Annotated in this window: 15 protein-coding genes; 9 read left to right on the forward strand and 6 right to left on the reverse strand. The window is 66.6% G+C overall.

Features of this window, described 5'->3' with window-relative positions; translation table 11 throughout:
- Positions 1–93: 93 nt before the first annotated feature.
- Positions 94–948 carry an aldo/keto reductase gene (locus tag AB0C21_RS08180; RefSeq protein ID WP_500203342.1) on the forward strand — a complete coding sequence of 285 codons (855 nt, stop codon included), beginning with the start codon at positions 94–96 and terminating at the stop codon, positions 946–948.
- Positions 949–950: 2 nt separating this feature from the next.
- Positions 951–1,925: a quinone oxidoreductase family protein gene (locus tag AB0C21_RS08185; RefSeq protein ID WP_500203343.1), complete on the forward strand. Its 975-nt coding sequence runs from the start codon at positions 951–953 to the stop codon at positions 1,923–1,925.
- On the opposite strand, the gene AB0C21_RS08190 is transcribed toward AB0C21_RS08185, so the two are convergent.
- Positions 1,874–2,830 (reverse strand): LysR family transcriptional regulator, encoded by a 957-nt coding sequence (locus AB0C21_RS08190; RefSeq protein WP_500203344.1) that lies wholly within the window; start codon positions 2,828–2,830, stop codon positions 1,874–1,876. The genes AB0C21_RS08185 and AB0C21_RS08190 overlap by 52 nt on opposite strands.
- Before the next feature lie 281 nt (positions 2,831–3,111).
- Here AB0C21_RS08190 and AB0C21_RS08195 point away from each other — a divergent pair, with 281 nt between their 5' ends.
- Both AB0C21_RS08195 and AB0C21_RS08200 read left to right on the forward strand, forming a co-directional pair.
- Entirely contained in the window at positions 3,112–3,975 is an 864-nt protein-coding gene (locus AB0C21_RS08195) for a serine/threonine-protein kinase (protein WP_500203345.1), read from the forward strand.
- A complete protein-coding gene (locus AB0C21_RS08200; RefSeq protein WP_500203346.1) occupies positions 3,972–4,631 on the forward strand; it encodes a hypothetical protein in 660 nt (219 codons plus the stop codon). The genes AB0C21_RS08195 and AB0C21_RS08200 overlap by 4 nt, the downstream gene beginning before the upstream one ends.
- A 98-nt stretch (positions 4,632–4,729) precedes the next feature.
- Here AB0C21_RS08200 and AB0C21_RS08205 read toward each other — a convergent pair whose 3' ends face one another.
- Positions 4,730–5,170: a hypothetical protein gene (locus tag AB0C21_RS08205; protein ID WP_500203347.1), complete on the reverse strand. Its 441-nt coding sequence runs from the start codon at positions 5,168–5,170 to the stop codon at positions 4,730–4,732.
- Positions 5,171–5,582: 412 nt separating this feature from the next.
- On the opposite strand from AB0C21_RS08205, the gene AB0C21_RS08210 reads away from it, so the two are divergent.
- Positions 5,583–5,894 carry a DUF397 domain-containing protein gene (locus tag AB0C21_RS08210; RefSeq protein WP_500203348.1) on the forward strand — a complete coding sequence of 104 codons (312 nt, stop codon included), beginning with the start codon at positions 5,583–5,585 and terminating at the stop codon, positions 5,892–5,894.
- 367 nt (positions 5,895–6,261) lie between these two features.
- Positions 6,262–6,774: a hypothetical protein gene (locus tag AB0C21_RS08215; protein WP_500203349.1), complete on the forward strand. Its 513-nt coding sequence runs from the start codon at positions 6,262–6,264 to the stop codon at positions 6,772–6,774.
- Here the strand turns inward: AB0C21_RS08215 and AB0C21_RS08220 are convergent.
- From AB0C21_RS08220 to AB0C21_RS08230, 3 genes are all read right to left on the reverse strand, one after another.
- Entirely contained in the window at positions 6,753–7,316 is a 564-nt protein-coding gene (locus tag AB0C21_RS08220; protein WP_500203350.1) for a dihydrofolate reductase family protein, read from the reverse strand. The genes AB0C21_RS08215 and AB0C21_RS08220 overlap by 22 nt on opposite strands.
- Before the next feature lie 39 nt (positions 7,317–7,355).
- Positions 7,356–8,072: a helix-turn-helix domain-containing protein gene (locus tag AB0C21_RS08225; RefSeq protein WP_500203351.1), complete on the reverse strand. Its 717-nt coding sequence runs from the start codon at positions 8,070–8,072 to the stop codon at positions 7,356–7,358.
- A gap of 144 nt (positions 8,073–8,216) precedes the next feature.
- Positions 8,217–8,810, reverse strand: coding sequence for a hypothetical protein (locus tag AB0C21_RS08230; protein ID WP_500203352.1), 594 nt, complete (start codon positions 8,808–8,810; stop codon positions 8,217–8,219).
- A 499-nt stretch (positions 8,811–9,309) separates the two neighbouring features.
- Between AB0C21_RS08230 and AB0C21_RS08235 the strand changes: the two genes are divergently transcribed.
- From AB0C21_RS08235 to AB0C21_RS08245, 3 genes are all read left to right on the forward strand, one after another.
- Complete coding sequence (locus AB0C21_RS08235; RefSeq protein WP_500203740.1) at positions 9,310–9,969, forward strand: 5-methylcytosine restriction system specificity protein McrC; 660 nt, start codon at positions 9,310–9,312, stop codon at positions 9,967–9,969.
- 596 nt (positions 9,970–10,565) lie between these two features.
- The gene (locus AB0C21_RS08240) at positions 10,566–10,907 is read left to right on the forward strand and encodes a PadR family transcriptional regulator (RefSeq protein ID WP_500203353.1); all 342 of its coding nucleotides are present in this window, start codon (positions 10,566–10,568) and stop codon (positions 10,905–10,907) included.
- A gap of 21 nt (positions 10,908–10,928) precedes the next feature.
- On the forward strand, positions 10,929–11,657 hold the full coding sequence (locus tag AB0C21_RS08245; protein ID WP_500203354.1) for a hypothetical protein: 729 nt from the start codon (positions 10,929–10,931) through the stop codon (positions 11,655–11,657).
- A 138-nt stretch (positions 11,658–11,795) separates the two neighbouring features.
- On the opposite strand, the gene AB0C21_RS08250 is transcribed toward AB0C21_RS08245, so the two are convergent.
- Positions 11,796–14,009: a DUF262 domain-containing protein gene (locus tag AB0C21_RS08250; RefSeq protein ID WP_500203355.1), complete on the reverse strand. Its 2,214-nt coding sequence runs from the start codon at positions 14,007–14,009 to the stop codon at positions 11,796–11,798.
- Positions 14,010–14,108 lie beyond the last annotated feature (99 nt).

The raw sequence follows: 14,108 nt of genomic DNA on the forward strand, positions 1-14,108 counted from the left end.
TTCATGTCCCGCAGCCGCATCCGATCTCCTGAATGAAGACCTTTCTTGGCAGAATGAAATTTCCCCGACACTCTCTGTCAGGAGGAAAGTCCAATGCACGACTCCACCCTCACCATCGGCGGCGATCTCGTCGTCCACCGCCTTGGCTTCGGTGCCATGCACCTGACCGGCCCCGGAGTATGGGGCCCTCCGGCCGACCGCGAGGCCGCCGTCAAGGTCGCGCGACGGGCGGTCGAACTGGGCGTCGATTTCATCGACACCGCTGACTCCTATGGTCCGGGTGCCAATGAGGAGCTGCTCGCCGACGCCTTGCATCCCTACCCTGAGGAGCTGGTCATCGGCACGAAGGTCGGGCAGAGCCGGCCGAGCGCCCGCGAATGGCGGCCCCTCGGCCGTCCCGAATACATCCGCCAGCAGGCCGAACTCAGCCTGCGCCGCCTCCGGCTGGACCGCATCGACCTGTACCAGTTGCACCGCATCGACCCGGCGGTCCCCACGGAAGAGCAGTTCGGCGCGCTCGAACAGCTCCAGCGGGAGGGAAAGATCCGTCACATCGGGCTGTCGGAGGTAACGGTCGAACAGATCGAATTGGCCCGTCGACAGATCGAGGTGGTCAGCGTGCAGAACCTCTACAACCTGGCCGACCGCAGGCACGAGGCGGTACTCGACTACTGCGAACGTGAGGGCATCGCCTTCATCCCGTGGGTGCCGATCGCCTCGGGCTCGCTGGTCGGCCCGTCCGGCGTTATCGCCGAGGTCGCCGGGGAGTTGGGAGCTGCTCCGGCCCAGGTCTGCCTTGCCTGGCTGCTCCACCGCTCCCCCGTGATGATCCCTATCCCGGGCACCAGCTCAGCCGACCACCTGGCCGAGAACGTCGCGTCGGCCGGCCTGGAGTTGTCGCAGGAGCAGTTCCGGCGGCTGTCCGGGGCCGATTCGGAGCTCGGCTGAGCATGCGGGCGATCGTTTTCGCCGAGCACGGCCCGCCCGACGTGCTCCGGTCCGTGCGGCTGCCGGATCCGCGGCCCGGTCCGGGCGAAGTGCTGGTCGAGGTGGCCGCGGCCGGCGTCAACTTCATCGATGTCTACCAGCGCAGCGGCGTCTGCCAGGTGCCACTGCCCTACGTGGCCGGGGTGGAGGGCGCGGGCGTCGTCGCAGCCGTCGGCCCGGGCGCAGACAGAGCCGGGTTCCGGCCCGGCGACCGAGTCGGCTGGGTCAACCTGCCCGGCGCATACGCCGAGCGCGCCGTCGTTCCCGCCGACCGCCTGGTCGCGATCCCGAACGGCATCGATCTGACAACCGCCGCCGCGGCACTCCTACAGGGGATGACCGCGCACTATCTCACCCACGACACCTACGCGGTGCGGCCCGGCGACACGGTGCTGGTCCATGCGGCAGCGGGCGGGATGGGGCTCATGCTCACACAGATGGTCAGGCTGCTCGGGGGGCGTGTGATCGGCACTGTCTCAACCGAGGAGAAGCAACGGCTGGCAGAGGCCGCCGGAGCCGATCACGTAATCCGTTACCGCGACGCCGATGTGGTCGCACAGGTCTGCGAGCTGACCGGCGGACACGGCGTCGCGGCCGTTTACGACGGCGTCGGCGGGCCGACGTTCGAGGCGAGCTTGGCCGCGTTACGGCCGCGGGGGGTGTTGGCCCTCTACGGCCAAGCCGGCGGCGCGGTGCCGCCCTTAGACCCGCAGCGGCTGAACACGGCCGGTTCGGTCTTCCTGACTAGGCCCAACCTCCAGCACCACATCACCGACCCCGCCGAACTGCGCGCGCGCAGTGACGACCTGTTCCGCTGGATCGCCGAGGACGCTTTGAAGGTCGGTGTCCGGCGAGACCTGCAACTCGCCGAAGCGCCGGCTGCCCATCAGCTGCTGGAGACCGGCGCCTCAGCCGGAAAGTTGGTCTTGGTGTTGTAGCTCAACTCCGTGGGCAGGGCCGTTTCGACCAGCGCGTCGGTGGCGGCGAGAATAGCGGGCCGACGCGCCGATTCACGCCGCCACACCGCGTACACATGTCGGCTGAGCAGCGGCCGAACACCGATCACGCGCACCCCGGGCGGCACCGGTTCCCGGCCGAGCCTCGGGATCAAGCAGATGCCGAGGCCGGACGAGACCAGCGCCAACTGGGTGGAGTAGTCGGCAGCGGTATGCACCACATGGGGCTCGACGCCGCGTGCGCGGAAGGTCTGCATCAGCCAACTGTGACAGACCGAGCCCGGCGTCCAGGTGATCCAGTTCTCGTTGGTCAGATCGTCCAGTTCCAGCATGTGCCGTTGGGCCAAGGGGTTCTGGGCGGGCAGCGCCACGTCGGCGACATCGTCCAGGAGCGACGCCTTCATCAGCCCCTCAGGCAGGTCGAGCGGGGCGTTGAACCAATCCTGGACCACCGCGATGTCGACGTCGCCGCGCACCAACAGCGGAATCGACACGTCGGGCTCGTCCTCGCAGATCTTCAGTCGCAGTTTCGGATGTTTTTCCCTCAGTGCGATGATCGCCGGTGGCAGCAGCCCTCGGACGGCGGTGGAGAACCCGGCGATGGAAAGTTGTCCGGCGATCGCACCACGATGCCCGTCCAGAGCCGCTTCGGCCTCATTGACCAACGACAGGATGCGTTCGGCGTATTCTACGAGGATTACCGCTGCGTCAGTGAGCCGTACTCCGCGGCCAAGACGCTCAATCATCCGCTGGCCGGTCTCACGCTCCAACTTGGCGATCCGCTGAGATACCGCAGAAGTCGTAATGTGGAGAGTTTCCGCTGCACTACTGAGCGACCCATGCTTATGAACTGCATACAAGGCATGCAACAACGTTATTTCGAGCATCGCCTTCTGTTGCCCCCTTTGCGGGCAGTGCCCGCTACCCCCGTGCCGTTCGACTTGGCGGATTGACCAGATTCTCGTAAACAGGAAATCGTCAATGTCAAACGACAAGAATCCTACTCTTGATCTTGCCTCTGAGCATGACCGATACCGGCCAACTGGAGACCGCCCGGGAGCTGACCCGTCAGGCGCCCCAGAAGTGGACGGCACATCATTGACTCAGGCAGCATCAAGGGCCAGGCAGGAAGGGAGCTGTTACCCCTGCCCTTCGACACCCTGCCCAGTTGCCGCATCAAACCCAAGCGCAAGATTCTCCACTCGATCAGTCAGCCCTTCCCCCTTCCTCCAGCATTGACCACGCTAGGCAATATCATCGAGGTGATTCCATCCTCATCGGCCCTGGTGTTCGACCCGGCGCGCAGATCGCCACCGTCCTGTCCCACGCGCACGCGATTCCGGTCGTCCACCGCGACCTGAAACCCGACAGCGTCCTGGTGACCGACGACGGCACCGTCAAGGTCCTCGACTTCGGCATCGCCGCGATCCTCCGCCGCGACATCACCAAGATCACGGTTACGGGCAGCCCGATGGGGACCAGCCGCTGCATGTCCCCCGAACAGGTCGACGCCGCTCAGGTCACCCCGCAGAGCGACCTGTACGCGCTGGGCTGTGTCCTGCACGAACTCTTGTCGGGCGCGCCAGTCTTCATTGGCGATGGCCAGTACGAACTCTGGAAGCAGCACCTCACCGCCACACCCGAGCGGCTACGCGAGCTGCGTTCGGATGTATCGCCAGAACTGGAAAAGCTGGTCCTGGATCTGCTCGCCAAGAAGCCCGAACAGCGGCCGGCCGACGCCTACGCCGTCTACGAGCGCCTTCTCCCGTTCCTGCCGTCCCCCGGCTCACCGGCGGTCGCCACAAGCGAGCGACTCGGCGAGATGCCGGACCCGACTCTGCTGTACCGGCAGCCGAACGCCCCTCGCCGGCGCACGCGCCGTCAACCACCCGTCTCGGCACCGCCCAGCGTGCCGCAGCAGGCTGAAGTTGCTCACCTGAGACCCGTGCGGCGTCCCAAGGAGCCGATGGGCGACCTCGCGGGCTTCCTGGTCGGTGTGGGCAAGAGCGGGCCTGCCATCATCGGAGCATGAGCGACTGGGAGCTGTTCCTCCAGGAGGTTCCATGGTTCCTCCAACCCGGCGAGAACGTCGTAGTGGGCGAGGTACAGCCGTGGACCCGCGGATCGGCCGAAGACCTGCCTGAACTGTCCGCACTGCTCGACTCGACGACTCTCACCCCGATCCTCGTCGGAGACACGGCGTACGAGTTGCTGGCGTGGGGACCACCGGACGGTCGACGGGGATGGCTCTGCCGCCCGCCCCAAAATGTGGCCGGCGGGTCTTTTCCGAAGGCGCACATGAGCTTCTGGAGGCTCTGCGGCGGAATCGTCGAGAGATTCGGTGAACCCAGCACCTGGTGGTGCAACCAGAACCAAGTGCTCACGGCCCAGGCGACACGTGTACGAGTCTCAGACGTCCTTGCCGACTACGCGTGGCTCTGGGAAGGCGACGATCTGAAGGTCTCCATCAACCCAGTTGAGTACTACGCCGTCGCCGTAGAGGCCAACGGGAACCTCACACTGGCGCATCGGGACGATGGTCGGCTCCTTCTCTTCGCACCAGACCACGCGTTCGAGGATGTCACGCCACTGGACGGTTCCCCGCCATACTCACTGCTCACGATCAATAATGTGCCCGACCTCGCAACCTGGATAGAGGTATGCGCTGCGGCTTGGCGACATCAGTAAGCCAGAAATACCAGAACCCGTCGGCGACCGCGTCATCAAGGCGAATCTGTCAACGGAGTGGCGATTATAGGCTTGCTGCAATACCAGGCAAAGCCTTGTTATTCCACTTCCTCGCGGACGGTTTCGGCTCTCTTAAGCCGTGCGACAACACGCCTAATCATGTGCTCTTCAGCGGACGAGTCACCGAGGAAGATATGAGGCACACCCCTATCCCACTTGATCTGAACAGCGGGGGCCGCAACTCTTTCAGTCTTACGGCCGCTTGTGAATCCGAGGTTAACGGCCTCCTGAACTGCATTCCTGATTCGCTCCTTCTGAGCAGGATCAGGCTCGGGAAGATGGTAACGCGCCGCGTCCTGCACAGCTTCCTGGACGTTCTTGGTGGCGTCGAGTTCCGCCTCGGCATCTCCCCACGACAGGCGCCGTACACGTTCTATGAGCGCGGATACAGGCCGACGGAAGATCAGCCCCAGTAGAAGTGCAGCACTGGGCCATGCGAGTCGGCCAGTCATAGCATCGACGAACTGGAGGGTGTCCACCAGAGCCATACTGGCGGGTGGCATACAGCGATGTAGACGCTTCGCAAGCCATTGCCGGGCCGAAAACGGCCATCCATCAGGATCTTGACACCAGCCGAGTACGCGCCGCCGATCAGGAGCCGACCGCGTCCCCGCAGGGACCAGATCAGTCTCCAGCGCCCACTACAGCCATGGTGCCGTGCTTCTTTCTGGCCAGGAAGCAGCATCAACTCATCGCCGATGTAGCGGGCAACGTTGAAGCGGCCTTGTCCCGATCGGCTCACCATGCGCTCCAGAGGATGATTCCGGCTCCACTTTCTGCGGTCCCGGTCATGCATGGCGGCACCGGTCTGTCTTTGCGCCAGAAAGAGCCGGGTGCCGTCTCGCTACCGGGGTGGTCGCTGTGTCGGTGCCGCCGGGCATAGTGCCGCTTATGTTCAGCGGACTTCACGACATCGGCTGGTCGTCGATGGAGCATGCATACGGCTCAGCCGAGGAGGTCCCGACCCTCCTGGCGCTGCGCTCCTCAGACGCAGAGAAGCGGCAGAAGGCTCTCGGCAGGTTCTATGGCGCGGTCCATCATCAGGGCGATGTGTACCCGTGCACGACGGCGAGCCTTCCGTTCCTGTTCGAGCCGGCTGACGCGGTGGCGGTGCGGGACAGCAAGGACCCGGACGGGCCCGTGCTCCGGGTGACCCGCGCGGCCCTGTGGACGGCCGTCCAGGCCGCCGCCGACACGCACTGACCACCCGGCACCCCCGCGCCGCCCCCGACCACTGAGCAGCGGCGAGTCGTCCCGTCCCCCGACCCGGACGATCCGCCGCACTCCACCGGCCCCACAGGCAAAGACCGCACGCCCGTCCGCCTCCCTAGAGGTGACTCAGCCAAGCGGGGACCCCCGCTGGCAAGTCCAGCCGCGCATCCGACACTGGTCTCATGCCGCTCGAAACCCCCACCCGGCACAAGGCCAGCCGAACCCGCAGCAACGACGGCAAGGGCGTTGAGTTGGCGAGTGTGCACGGCTGACCTGGTCGTACTCTCTGCAGCGCTCACCCGGGCGTCCAGGGCCGCAGCCGTTCGGGTCGGACCTTCACGCCGTCCCCTCACGGGTCGTGCTCGCCCTTCTGGGCATCCTGACGAACTACGCGACCGGCGGTGCCGACGCGCCGCTACCGCTGGACCTGCGGCACAAGATCGCCGTTCCCGGGCTCGGGGTACTGACCGTGGCGTTCATCGTCTTGACGGCGGTGTCGGCGCGGCTGGGGAATCCGCCGCGGGCGCCGGAGCGTGAGTGGGATCCGGGTCGCACTCCGTATCCGGGACTGGAGGCGTTCGCCGAGGACGGGGCGGCGGTGATCTTTGGCCGGGACGAGCCGCTGAGCACGCTGCTCCGTCAGCTGTACCAGCGCGATGGCGAGCGGTTCGTGGTCGTCACCAAGGACCCGGCGGCGCCGGTTGTAGGTGTCCTTGTTGAGGGCGAGCACCTCCTCGCGCCGCCCGTTATCCCACAGGCGGGTCTGCTGATGATGGGATGGCCGGGTCGGCGGGTTTTCTGCATTGGTCGGTCTTGTCGATGCTCTGGTGCCGTCGGGCCGGGGCCCGGTCAGGCGGGGTGGTTGCTGTAGGAGGTGAGGATCACGCCGTTGGAGGTGGTGTGGGAGGCCAGCAGTCGCAGCCGCTTCGGTGGGCGGCCGTCGGGGAAGAGCCGGGCGCCGGTGCCCGCGAGCAGCGGGTAGATCTCCAGGCACAGTTCGTCGATGAGCCCCGCGTGTGTCAGGGAGCCGACCAGGGAGGGGCTGCCGTGGACGCCGATCGGGCCGCCGTCTTGGTTCTTGAGGCGCTCGACCTCCTGGACGGCATCGCCGGACAGGACCGTCGCGTCCGGGCCAGTGCCCCACGGGGCGCGGTCCAGGGTGGTGGAGACGACGTATTTGGGGACGGTGTTGATGTGGTCGGCGAACGGGTGGCCGCTGATGCCGGGCCAGTGGTCGGCCCACTCCTGGTAGGTGATCCGGCCGAGCAGCATCGCGTCCTCCTCGGCCGTGCGCTCGAAGAACGGGGTGGTCACCTCCTGGACGTCGCGGAGTTCGGCGAGAGTGTCGATGACGGCGTCGGGAACGGCGACGCCGTCCAGGGTCACGAAGATGTGGGCGATGAGCGGACGCACCGGCCTGCTCCTTTGCTGATCGGTTTCGGTCCGTGCAGCCTAGGACGCGGGCCCGGCCTGCGGCTTGTACAGGAAGGACAGCGGGCCCGAGGCGCGCAGGCGCAGCCCGGACGCGGTGGCGCCCACGAACCGGCCGAGGGAGCGGGCCAGGTGCGGGTGGTCGTAGTAGCCCAGCGCATGGACCACCTCGGGGATCGGCGTTCCGGCCTGGAGCAGTGACGCCGCGCTCCGGGCCCGTTCGATCCGGCCGACCGACCGCGGGGTGAGGCCTGTCGAGGCTAGGAAGTGCCGCCGTACCGACCGGGGCGTCAGGTCGACCGATCGTCCGGCGAGTGTCCGGTCGACGACCGGATCCCCGACCAGGACCTGGTCTGCGGTCAGGGAGGCCACCAGGTCCTCGGCGTTGTCATAGCCCGGGAGCGGCCGACGGTGGCCCGCCAGCAGGAACGACTGCCGGGTCACCTCGCCGAGCGGGACATGGCCGTCGACCAGCCGGTGCATGGGCACCGTCCGCAGGCTGGTGCCCAGGGCGAACCTGATACCGAGGAACTCCGCGTCGCAGGGAACCGGGGCGCGGCCGGCCCGGCTCTCCGGCCCCTGCACCGCCGCGTGGACCGCCCGAGCCTCCTCCCATACGACGAACGTCCAGTGCGCCGTGGCCAGCGACGTCATCTCCGCGACGCCGGAGCTCCGGCAGCGCCACACCCGGTCGATGTGCGGCGCCTCGGAGGCACGGTCCTCGAACTCCCAGCCCATGCCCCCATGGTGCCGTGCGCCCGGCCCGGCGAGCACGATCACACCGCCGGCCGTCCGCTCGTCGCCCGAGCTTTCGGTCCGCCCCCGGCACCCGGCGAACACTCGCTCATGCCGTTGATGATGCGGATCCGCTCCGATCGTTGTTCAGCCCATGGCCTGTACTGGAATGAGGAGCCACCGGGCGAAGCAGTCGTCATCGTCGAGTTCGGTGTACCAGCGAACCTTGATCTTGTAGGTGGTGTGCGCGGTTGCCAACAGGAGACCCGGGTCCACACCGCGAGACGGCGGGCCGTGAACGGCCGGCACTGGTCCGGGCTGGGCCGCGAGCAGGGGCACGGAATGCGGACCGGCACCGTCGACCGCGGCACTGAAGATGGCGAGCGCGCCGCTGTGCAGGTTCAGCGTGTCTTCGTCTTCGTCTTGTGCGGTCGGGTAGTCAAGCGCTCTGGCCAGCGCTTCCGAATAGTCTGCGCCGTCGGCCTGCACGATGGCGACGGTGCCGCTCGCCGCCTGGAAGACCTCGATCCAACTGTCGTCGCGGACGACCCCGTCGCCGCCGACGAGGGCTGCTCGTCCGGTGCCGACGAGGATGCTGGCCTCCTGCGGGCCGAGTTCGACGATCCGGTCGAACTCGTCGTCGCTGAAGCCGTGCCAGGCCTCACGAAGTGCGGCGTCGAGTGCGAGAAACGGTTCGCCGTTGGTCCAGAGCCGACCAACGTGTACCCACGAGTCCTGCATTGCCCCAGTATCGCGTTCGCGAGCGCCGCATACGGCTTCGGAGCCGGCCCGAACGGCTGAGCCCGGACGCCGCTGGGGGCCCGGATTCATCAGCCGAAGCGTCGACCGTTGATGCGATCAGCTGTCATGCTGCTGACCGCCTGCTGGTGCCGATAGAGCGGTGGGATTCGAGGGCCGGGTTTCGCCACGGTCCGGCTCGGCGCGGACACGGTGATTGCCCGCCAAGCCCGGGCCGCTCGACAGGCGAGCCTCATCACCTCCGAAGAGGCTGCCGCCTGCCACTCCATAGCGCCCGCCTACCTTCGACATCGCATCACCGCCAACATCACCGAGGTGGGCCGCGGCCGACTCGACCTGCTGTACCCGTCGAGATCGTTCGCGACGAGTACACAACGGATATCGCCGAGAACCGGCTCCTGCGTACCGCCACCGAACGGCTCCTCCGCCTGCCGGGTGTGCCAAGGGGGCTGCGCGGGGGCTGCTGAGGCTGCGCGTCCGGCTGGCCGACATCGCCCCGATCGGACGGGGCCACGAACCACCGGCGTGGCGGCCCACGCGGCTGAACGTCCGCTATCAGCCTGCGGTGCGCCTCGCCGAACTCGTCCTGCGCGGCGCCTCCGTAGAGCACCGCCCCGGAAACACCACCGTCGGCGGTTTCCTACTCGACATGGCACGCGTCTTCGAGGAGTTCGTCACCGTCTCCCTACGCGAGGCGCTCAGCACGACCAGCGGCCACTGCGTGCTCCAAGCCACCCACCACCTGGACGAGAACCACGCGATCCGGATGGTGCCCGACTTCGTCCACTACACCGATGATGGCATCCCGCAGGCAGTGGCCGACGCCAAGTACAAGGCCGAAAGACCCGAGGGCTTCCCCGACGCCGACCTGTACCAGATGCTCGCCTACTGCACCGCCCTCCGCCTCTCGGACGGCCACCTCATCTACGCCAAAGGCAACACCCGCACGCCGCCCACCGCGTCCGGCACACCGGCATCACCATCCACCAACACACCCTCGACCTGGACCAACCGCCAGCCACCCTGTTCGCCGACGTCCGCGCCCTCGCCGGGCGCCTCCTGCCACGCGCCTCCCGGACGACGCAAAGCCCACACCCCGTCCTCTCCCGGAACCGGTGACCAGAAGCGTGCCGCGATCTAGAACCCGTCCTGCAGCACCCGATCGAGCGGCTTCTACCTGCAGCCGACTCCCCTCAGGGGGCCAGCAGACAAGCATCCGCTAATGCCGGACCGGGATGTCTCCCGCCAGTTCTGCGAGCGTCAGGGCGTCGACCTGACCGCGCGTAGTGCGAGAGCCGGTCGGCAGTGGTGCGCGGCAAGTAGCGCTGAAGGACCTATCTCTATATATCGAGAACATGTATTCTCGTGGTTGGAAGGAGAGCCGGGTGCTGATCGCGGGGGGTCCGCGGGGGCAGCGCTCGGACGTCGGCGCTCGGCGGCTGGTGAGAATCCGGCCGCAGAAGAGGAGAGGAACACCAGGCAAATGAACCTCCAGGCATTGGACGGACGCGCGCTGGCACCGTGCGTCTGCCCGAAGGCGCCTTTCGCGGGGGCGGTGCCTTTGGCCGCGACGGGTCTAGGCATGCGGTTGACGCGGGCAACGCTCGCTGCGCTGGTCGCCGCGTTCTGGGCCCAGCACCTCTTTGCCGGGTCGAAGGGGGGCGCGGCGTGATGTCCTCCTCTTCGAGCCCCAGACCAACTCGCGACGGCGAACCTGAGGTCCGCCCGCTTACGCGAATGACCGACCAGATGCTGTCCGTGTTGTCCGTTCTGCTGGCGAATGACAGCGAGAAAGGGCAGTACGGGCAGGCCATCGCCGCCGCGACAGCGCTTCGAACCGGCACCGTGTACCCGATCCTGATCCGCTTCGAACGGGCGGGCTGGGTGCGGAGTCAGTGGGAGAACCGGGATGATCCGAGCGAGCCGCGTGACTCGGGAGCACCACGGAAGTACTACACGCTGACGTCCGAAGGCCAGGAGCGCGCACGCGCTGCGGTCCACGCGCGCCGAGAGGCTCTGGCGAAGGCCGGCTTGTCTCCGTCTGCCGCGCTGCCTCCCAAACCGGTCTTCGGGCAATGATCAGAAAGGGAAAACCGCCCGATGAACGCGAACGGTGGCCTGCCCGACGGGAGTTACCTGCTCCTGTTCTGGGCAGGCTCGGCACTCGCGGCTCTGCTGAGTGCCTCTTTCAACCTCGAACTCGGCAGAACGCTGCGCAAGATCGATGCTGCGACCTACGACCGGCCCGAGGTCGGTGCCGCCATCCGGCAGCACGTGGTGAGCACGCCCGGACTTATTCTCCAGCGTTTGGTCGTGCGGGCATGGTGGAGTCGCATCAGGCCATCGCGCTGTGAACGTCTCGCGACGCTCCTCAACTCTCTGGGAGCTGCCATCGTCGGCGGCTCCCTCGGGAGCGAACTCCACACGCAGTGGACTGCCGACCTCAGGAACAGCAAGCGTCAGGGCCGCCTGCCCGCCGAACTCCTCCTCGAAGCACTCGGCAACTTCATCGGGTCGTTCAAGATTCTCGGATCCGAGAGGATCTTGGAGTTCCTTCGGCATCGTTATGCCACACCGTGCCGTATCGGGGCGGGGTTCCTGGACTTCGCGGCGCGTTCCAGGCCGACCGCCGTCGTGCTCCTCGGCCTCCCAGGAATGAGCGTCGTGACCATCCTCGGATACTTGCTCGGCGGAGAGGAGTTCGCGTATGCACTGCTGGGCGCCTCGTTCTACACGGCACCCGCCATCGCCATGAAATGGCAGTCCGAACGACTTCTCGCCATCCAGACAAGGCTGGCCACACAGGAGAACGAACCCACCCAGACTTAACTTAACCGGGCACGAGTACGGCCAAGGGGACCTTCCTTTGAGGGCCCCTTGGCCTCCTCTCATGCCGCAACCAAGCTCGCCGGGTTAGCGCTCACGTGCAAGCCGCCCTCGGCATGCCGGTTGTTGCACTGGAGGCGGTTAGCCGCGGATCTTCAGCCAGAGTAACGCGACGGCGGGGTCCATCCGGTAGTGCCAGCGGCCGTTGGCGTGGACGAACTCCAGAGGCGGGTTGATGCGCTGGTAGTCCTGGTAGGTCTTGCGGGCCATCGCGCCGGTAATGCCTGCGATCTGGCCGGTGACGTACCCCGATCCCTCCAGGTCGCCTCCAAGGAACAACTCTCCGGCCTTGTTGCCCGCGATGTAGTCGAGGAATCCCCGCGTGAGGTCGGTTGTGGACGCCGCGAACTCGGTGAGTTGCTTCTCTGTCCATTCCACGCGCGGAAGTGCGATGGCCTGGTCCGGGCCGCCGGTCTCTTCGATCGCCTCGATCGGCGTCACGTCCGAGGGCGGTCCCGGCCACACCTCGCACAGGTGCGCGGTCATCTCGACCCCGCGCGCATGGATGTCGTCATCGGTCCACGCGTCCGGGTGGTCGTGGATGAGGTTCTTCGACAGCACCAGCAGGCTGTACTTCTCCAGGAGGCTGCGCTTACCGAGCCCCGCTTCGCCACCCGTGGTGAGCCCCTTCGCCCGGGTGTCGGTCCAGGGACGGTGCGACAGCGCCCCGTTCAGGCTCTTGGTCACCAGCGTCAGGTTCCCCAGGGTCTGGATCCGCCAGTCCCGGTCGGCGGCCTGTTCGGGAGTGAGCCGCGGCTCGGGATTCCAGTACGTGTGCCACGCCTGCGGCATGACGTGCTCGATCTCCAGCTTGGCCGGCAGCACAACGTCCTCATGGAACTCCGTGCGCAATCTACGCTCGATCGCCTCCAGCACCACGCGCAGCCGGGATTGGCGTAGATAGCCGTACAGCTTCAGCCGGGGCAGTTCCGACTTCATCTGCTCGTCGGACGGCCACAGCCGCGTGTCGGTCGTCTGCGCGGCCAGAAAGGTGCGGACCGTATCGCCAGCGGTGGCCACCTCGCTACGGTCGAGCAACCTGAGGATCGAGACCATCATCCGGTTGACGTCTTTCATCGTCATCCGCAGCAGCGTGCGCCGCAGCACCCAGCTTTCCAGGGCGCGCAGCGCGATCTCGATCTGCCGCTCGGGCACCTTGTGGTTGTCCGAGAGCAACCACAGCAGCAATGGACTGGTCGCCGCCAGCCCCATCATCTCGATGACGCGGGAGTGGAAGGAGCCCTGGGCGGTGTCCTCCGGCAGGTTGGTCAGGGCTCGGTAGGTGTCGGCGTCTTTGCGGAACTCGCGAAGCAGTCTGTCCGCGCTCTGCTCGTCGGACATGTGGGGTCCGGCGTGGGTCGTGAACACCCGGAACACCTGTTCGGTCTTCACCTCGTCGCTCAGCCGCATGGTGAGCCAGTACTGCATGAAGATGTCGATCCGGGAGCGCTGATGGCGGCCTTGGGTGATCTCTTCTCGCCACCACTCATCGTCGAAGTCGGCCCAGTGGACCTCCGTCCACTCCTCGACATCGGCACCGATCCGGTCGCCCTGCTGGAACACCCAGTTCTTGATCAGATCGGCCTTCAGCAGCGGGGTCCCCCGGTCGTTGAGGGTCTCGAAGATCAATTGCGGATCGTCATGACCGGTGAGGTTGATCGCCACCAGGAGAAGGTGGTCGCGGAGCGTGGCCGACAGCGCGGTGGCCCGCTGATCCTCGGTGCCCGGGGGCTCGTTGCCGTCGGGGTCGGGGGTCCCGGTCAGCCAGGTGCGCGCTTCGTATCTGAAGAACTTGTGCGCCTCCAGGATGCGATGTTCGCCGCTCCAATCAGGAGCGGGGTCCATCGCCTGAGCGAACGCCGCCCGGTCCTGTTTCGACGGCCACAACTTGAACCGCTCCGGCTTTCCTCTGAACGCCGATGACCGGTTCAGGATAAGTTCCTCGAGGTCTTCGGCCAGATGTTCGTGACCGCGTTCGGCGACGACCGACTGCACCGCATCGATCATCAGTTGCAGTGTGGTGGTGCGCTGCTGCCCGTCGATGATCCTGTGCCGGGTGACATCACCCACGACTGGTGGCTTCGACGCGTAGACGACTGCGCCGAGAAAGTGGTGCGGGACCTCGGGCTGGCTCCCCTCGGCGACCACGTGGCTTTCGGCGACCCGGATGACGTCGGCCCACAGCGGAGCCCACTGATCCTCCTCGTTCCATACGTAGGGGCGCTGGAACGGCGGGATCTCGTAGTGCATCCTCCCGTCGAACAACTGCCGAGGGCTCAACGCATCAGCCTTCACGGTACCTACTCCCGCGCCGACAGAGATTGACGGGTGCCACCTTTCCAGAAGCCACCGACAGCGCGGACCCATTTGCAACATGAACCGTCGCCAGGCCAC

The sequence above is a fragment of the Spirillospora sp. NPDC049024 genome (assembly GCF_040649235.1).
GTDB lineage: Bacteria > Actinomycetota > Actinomycetes > Streptosporangiales > Streptosporangiaceae > Spirillospora.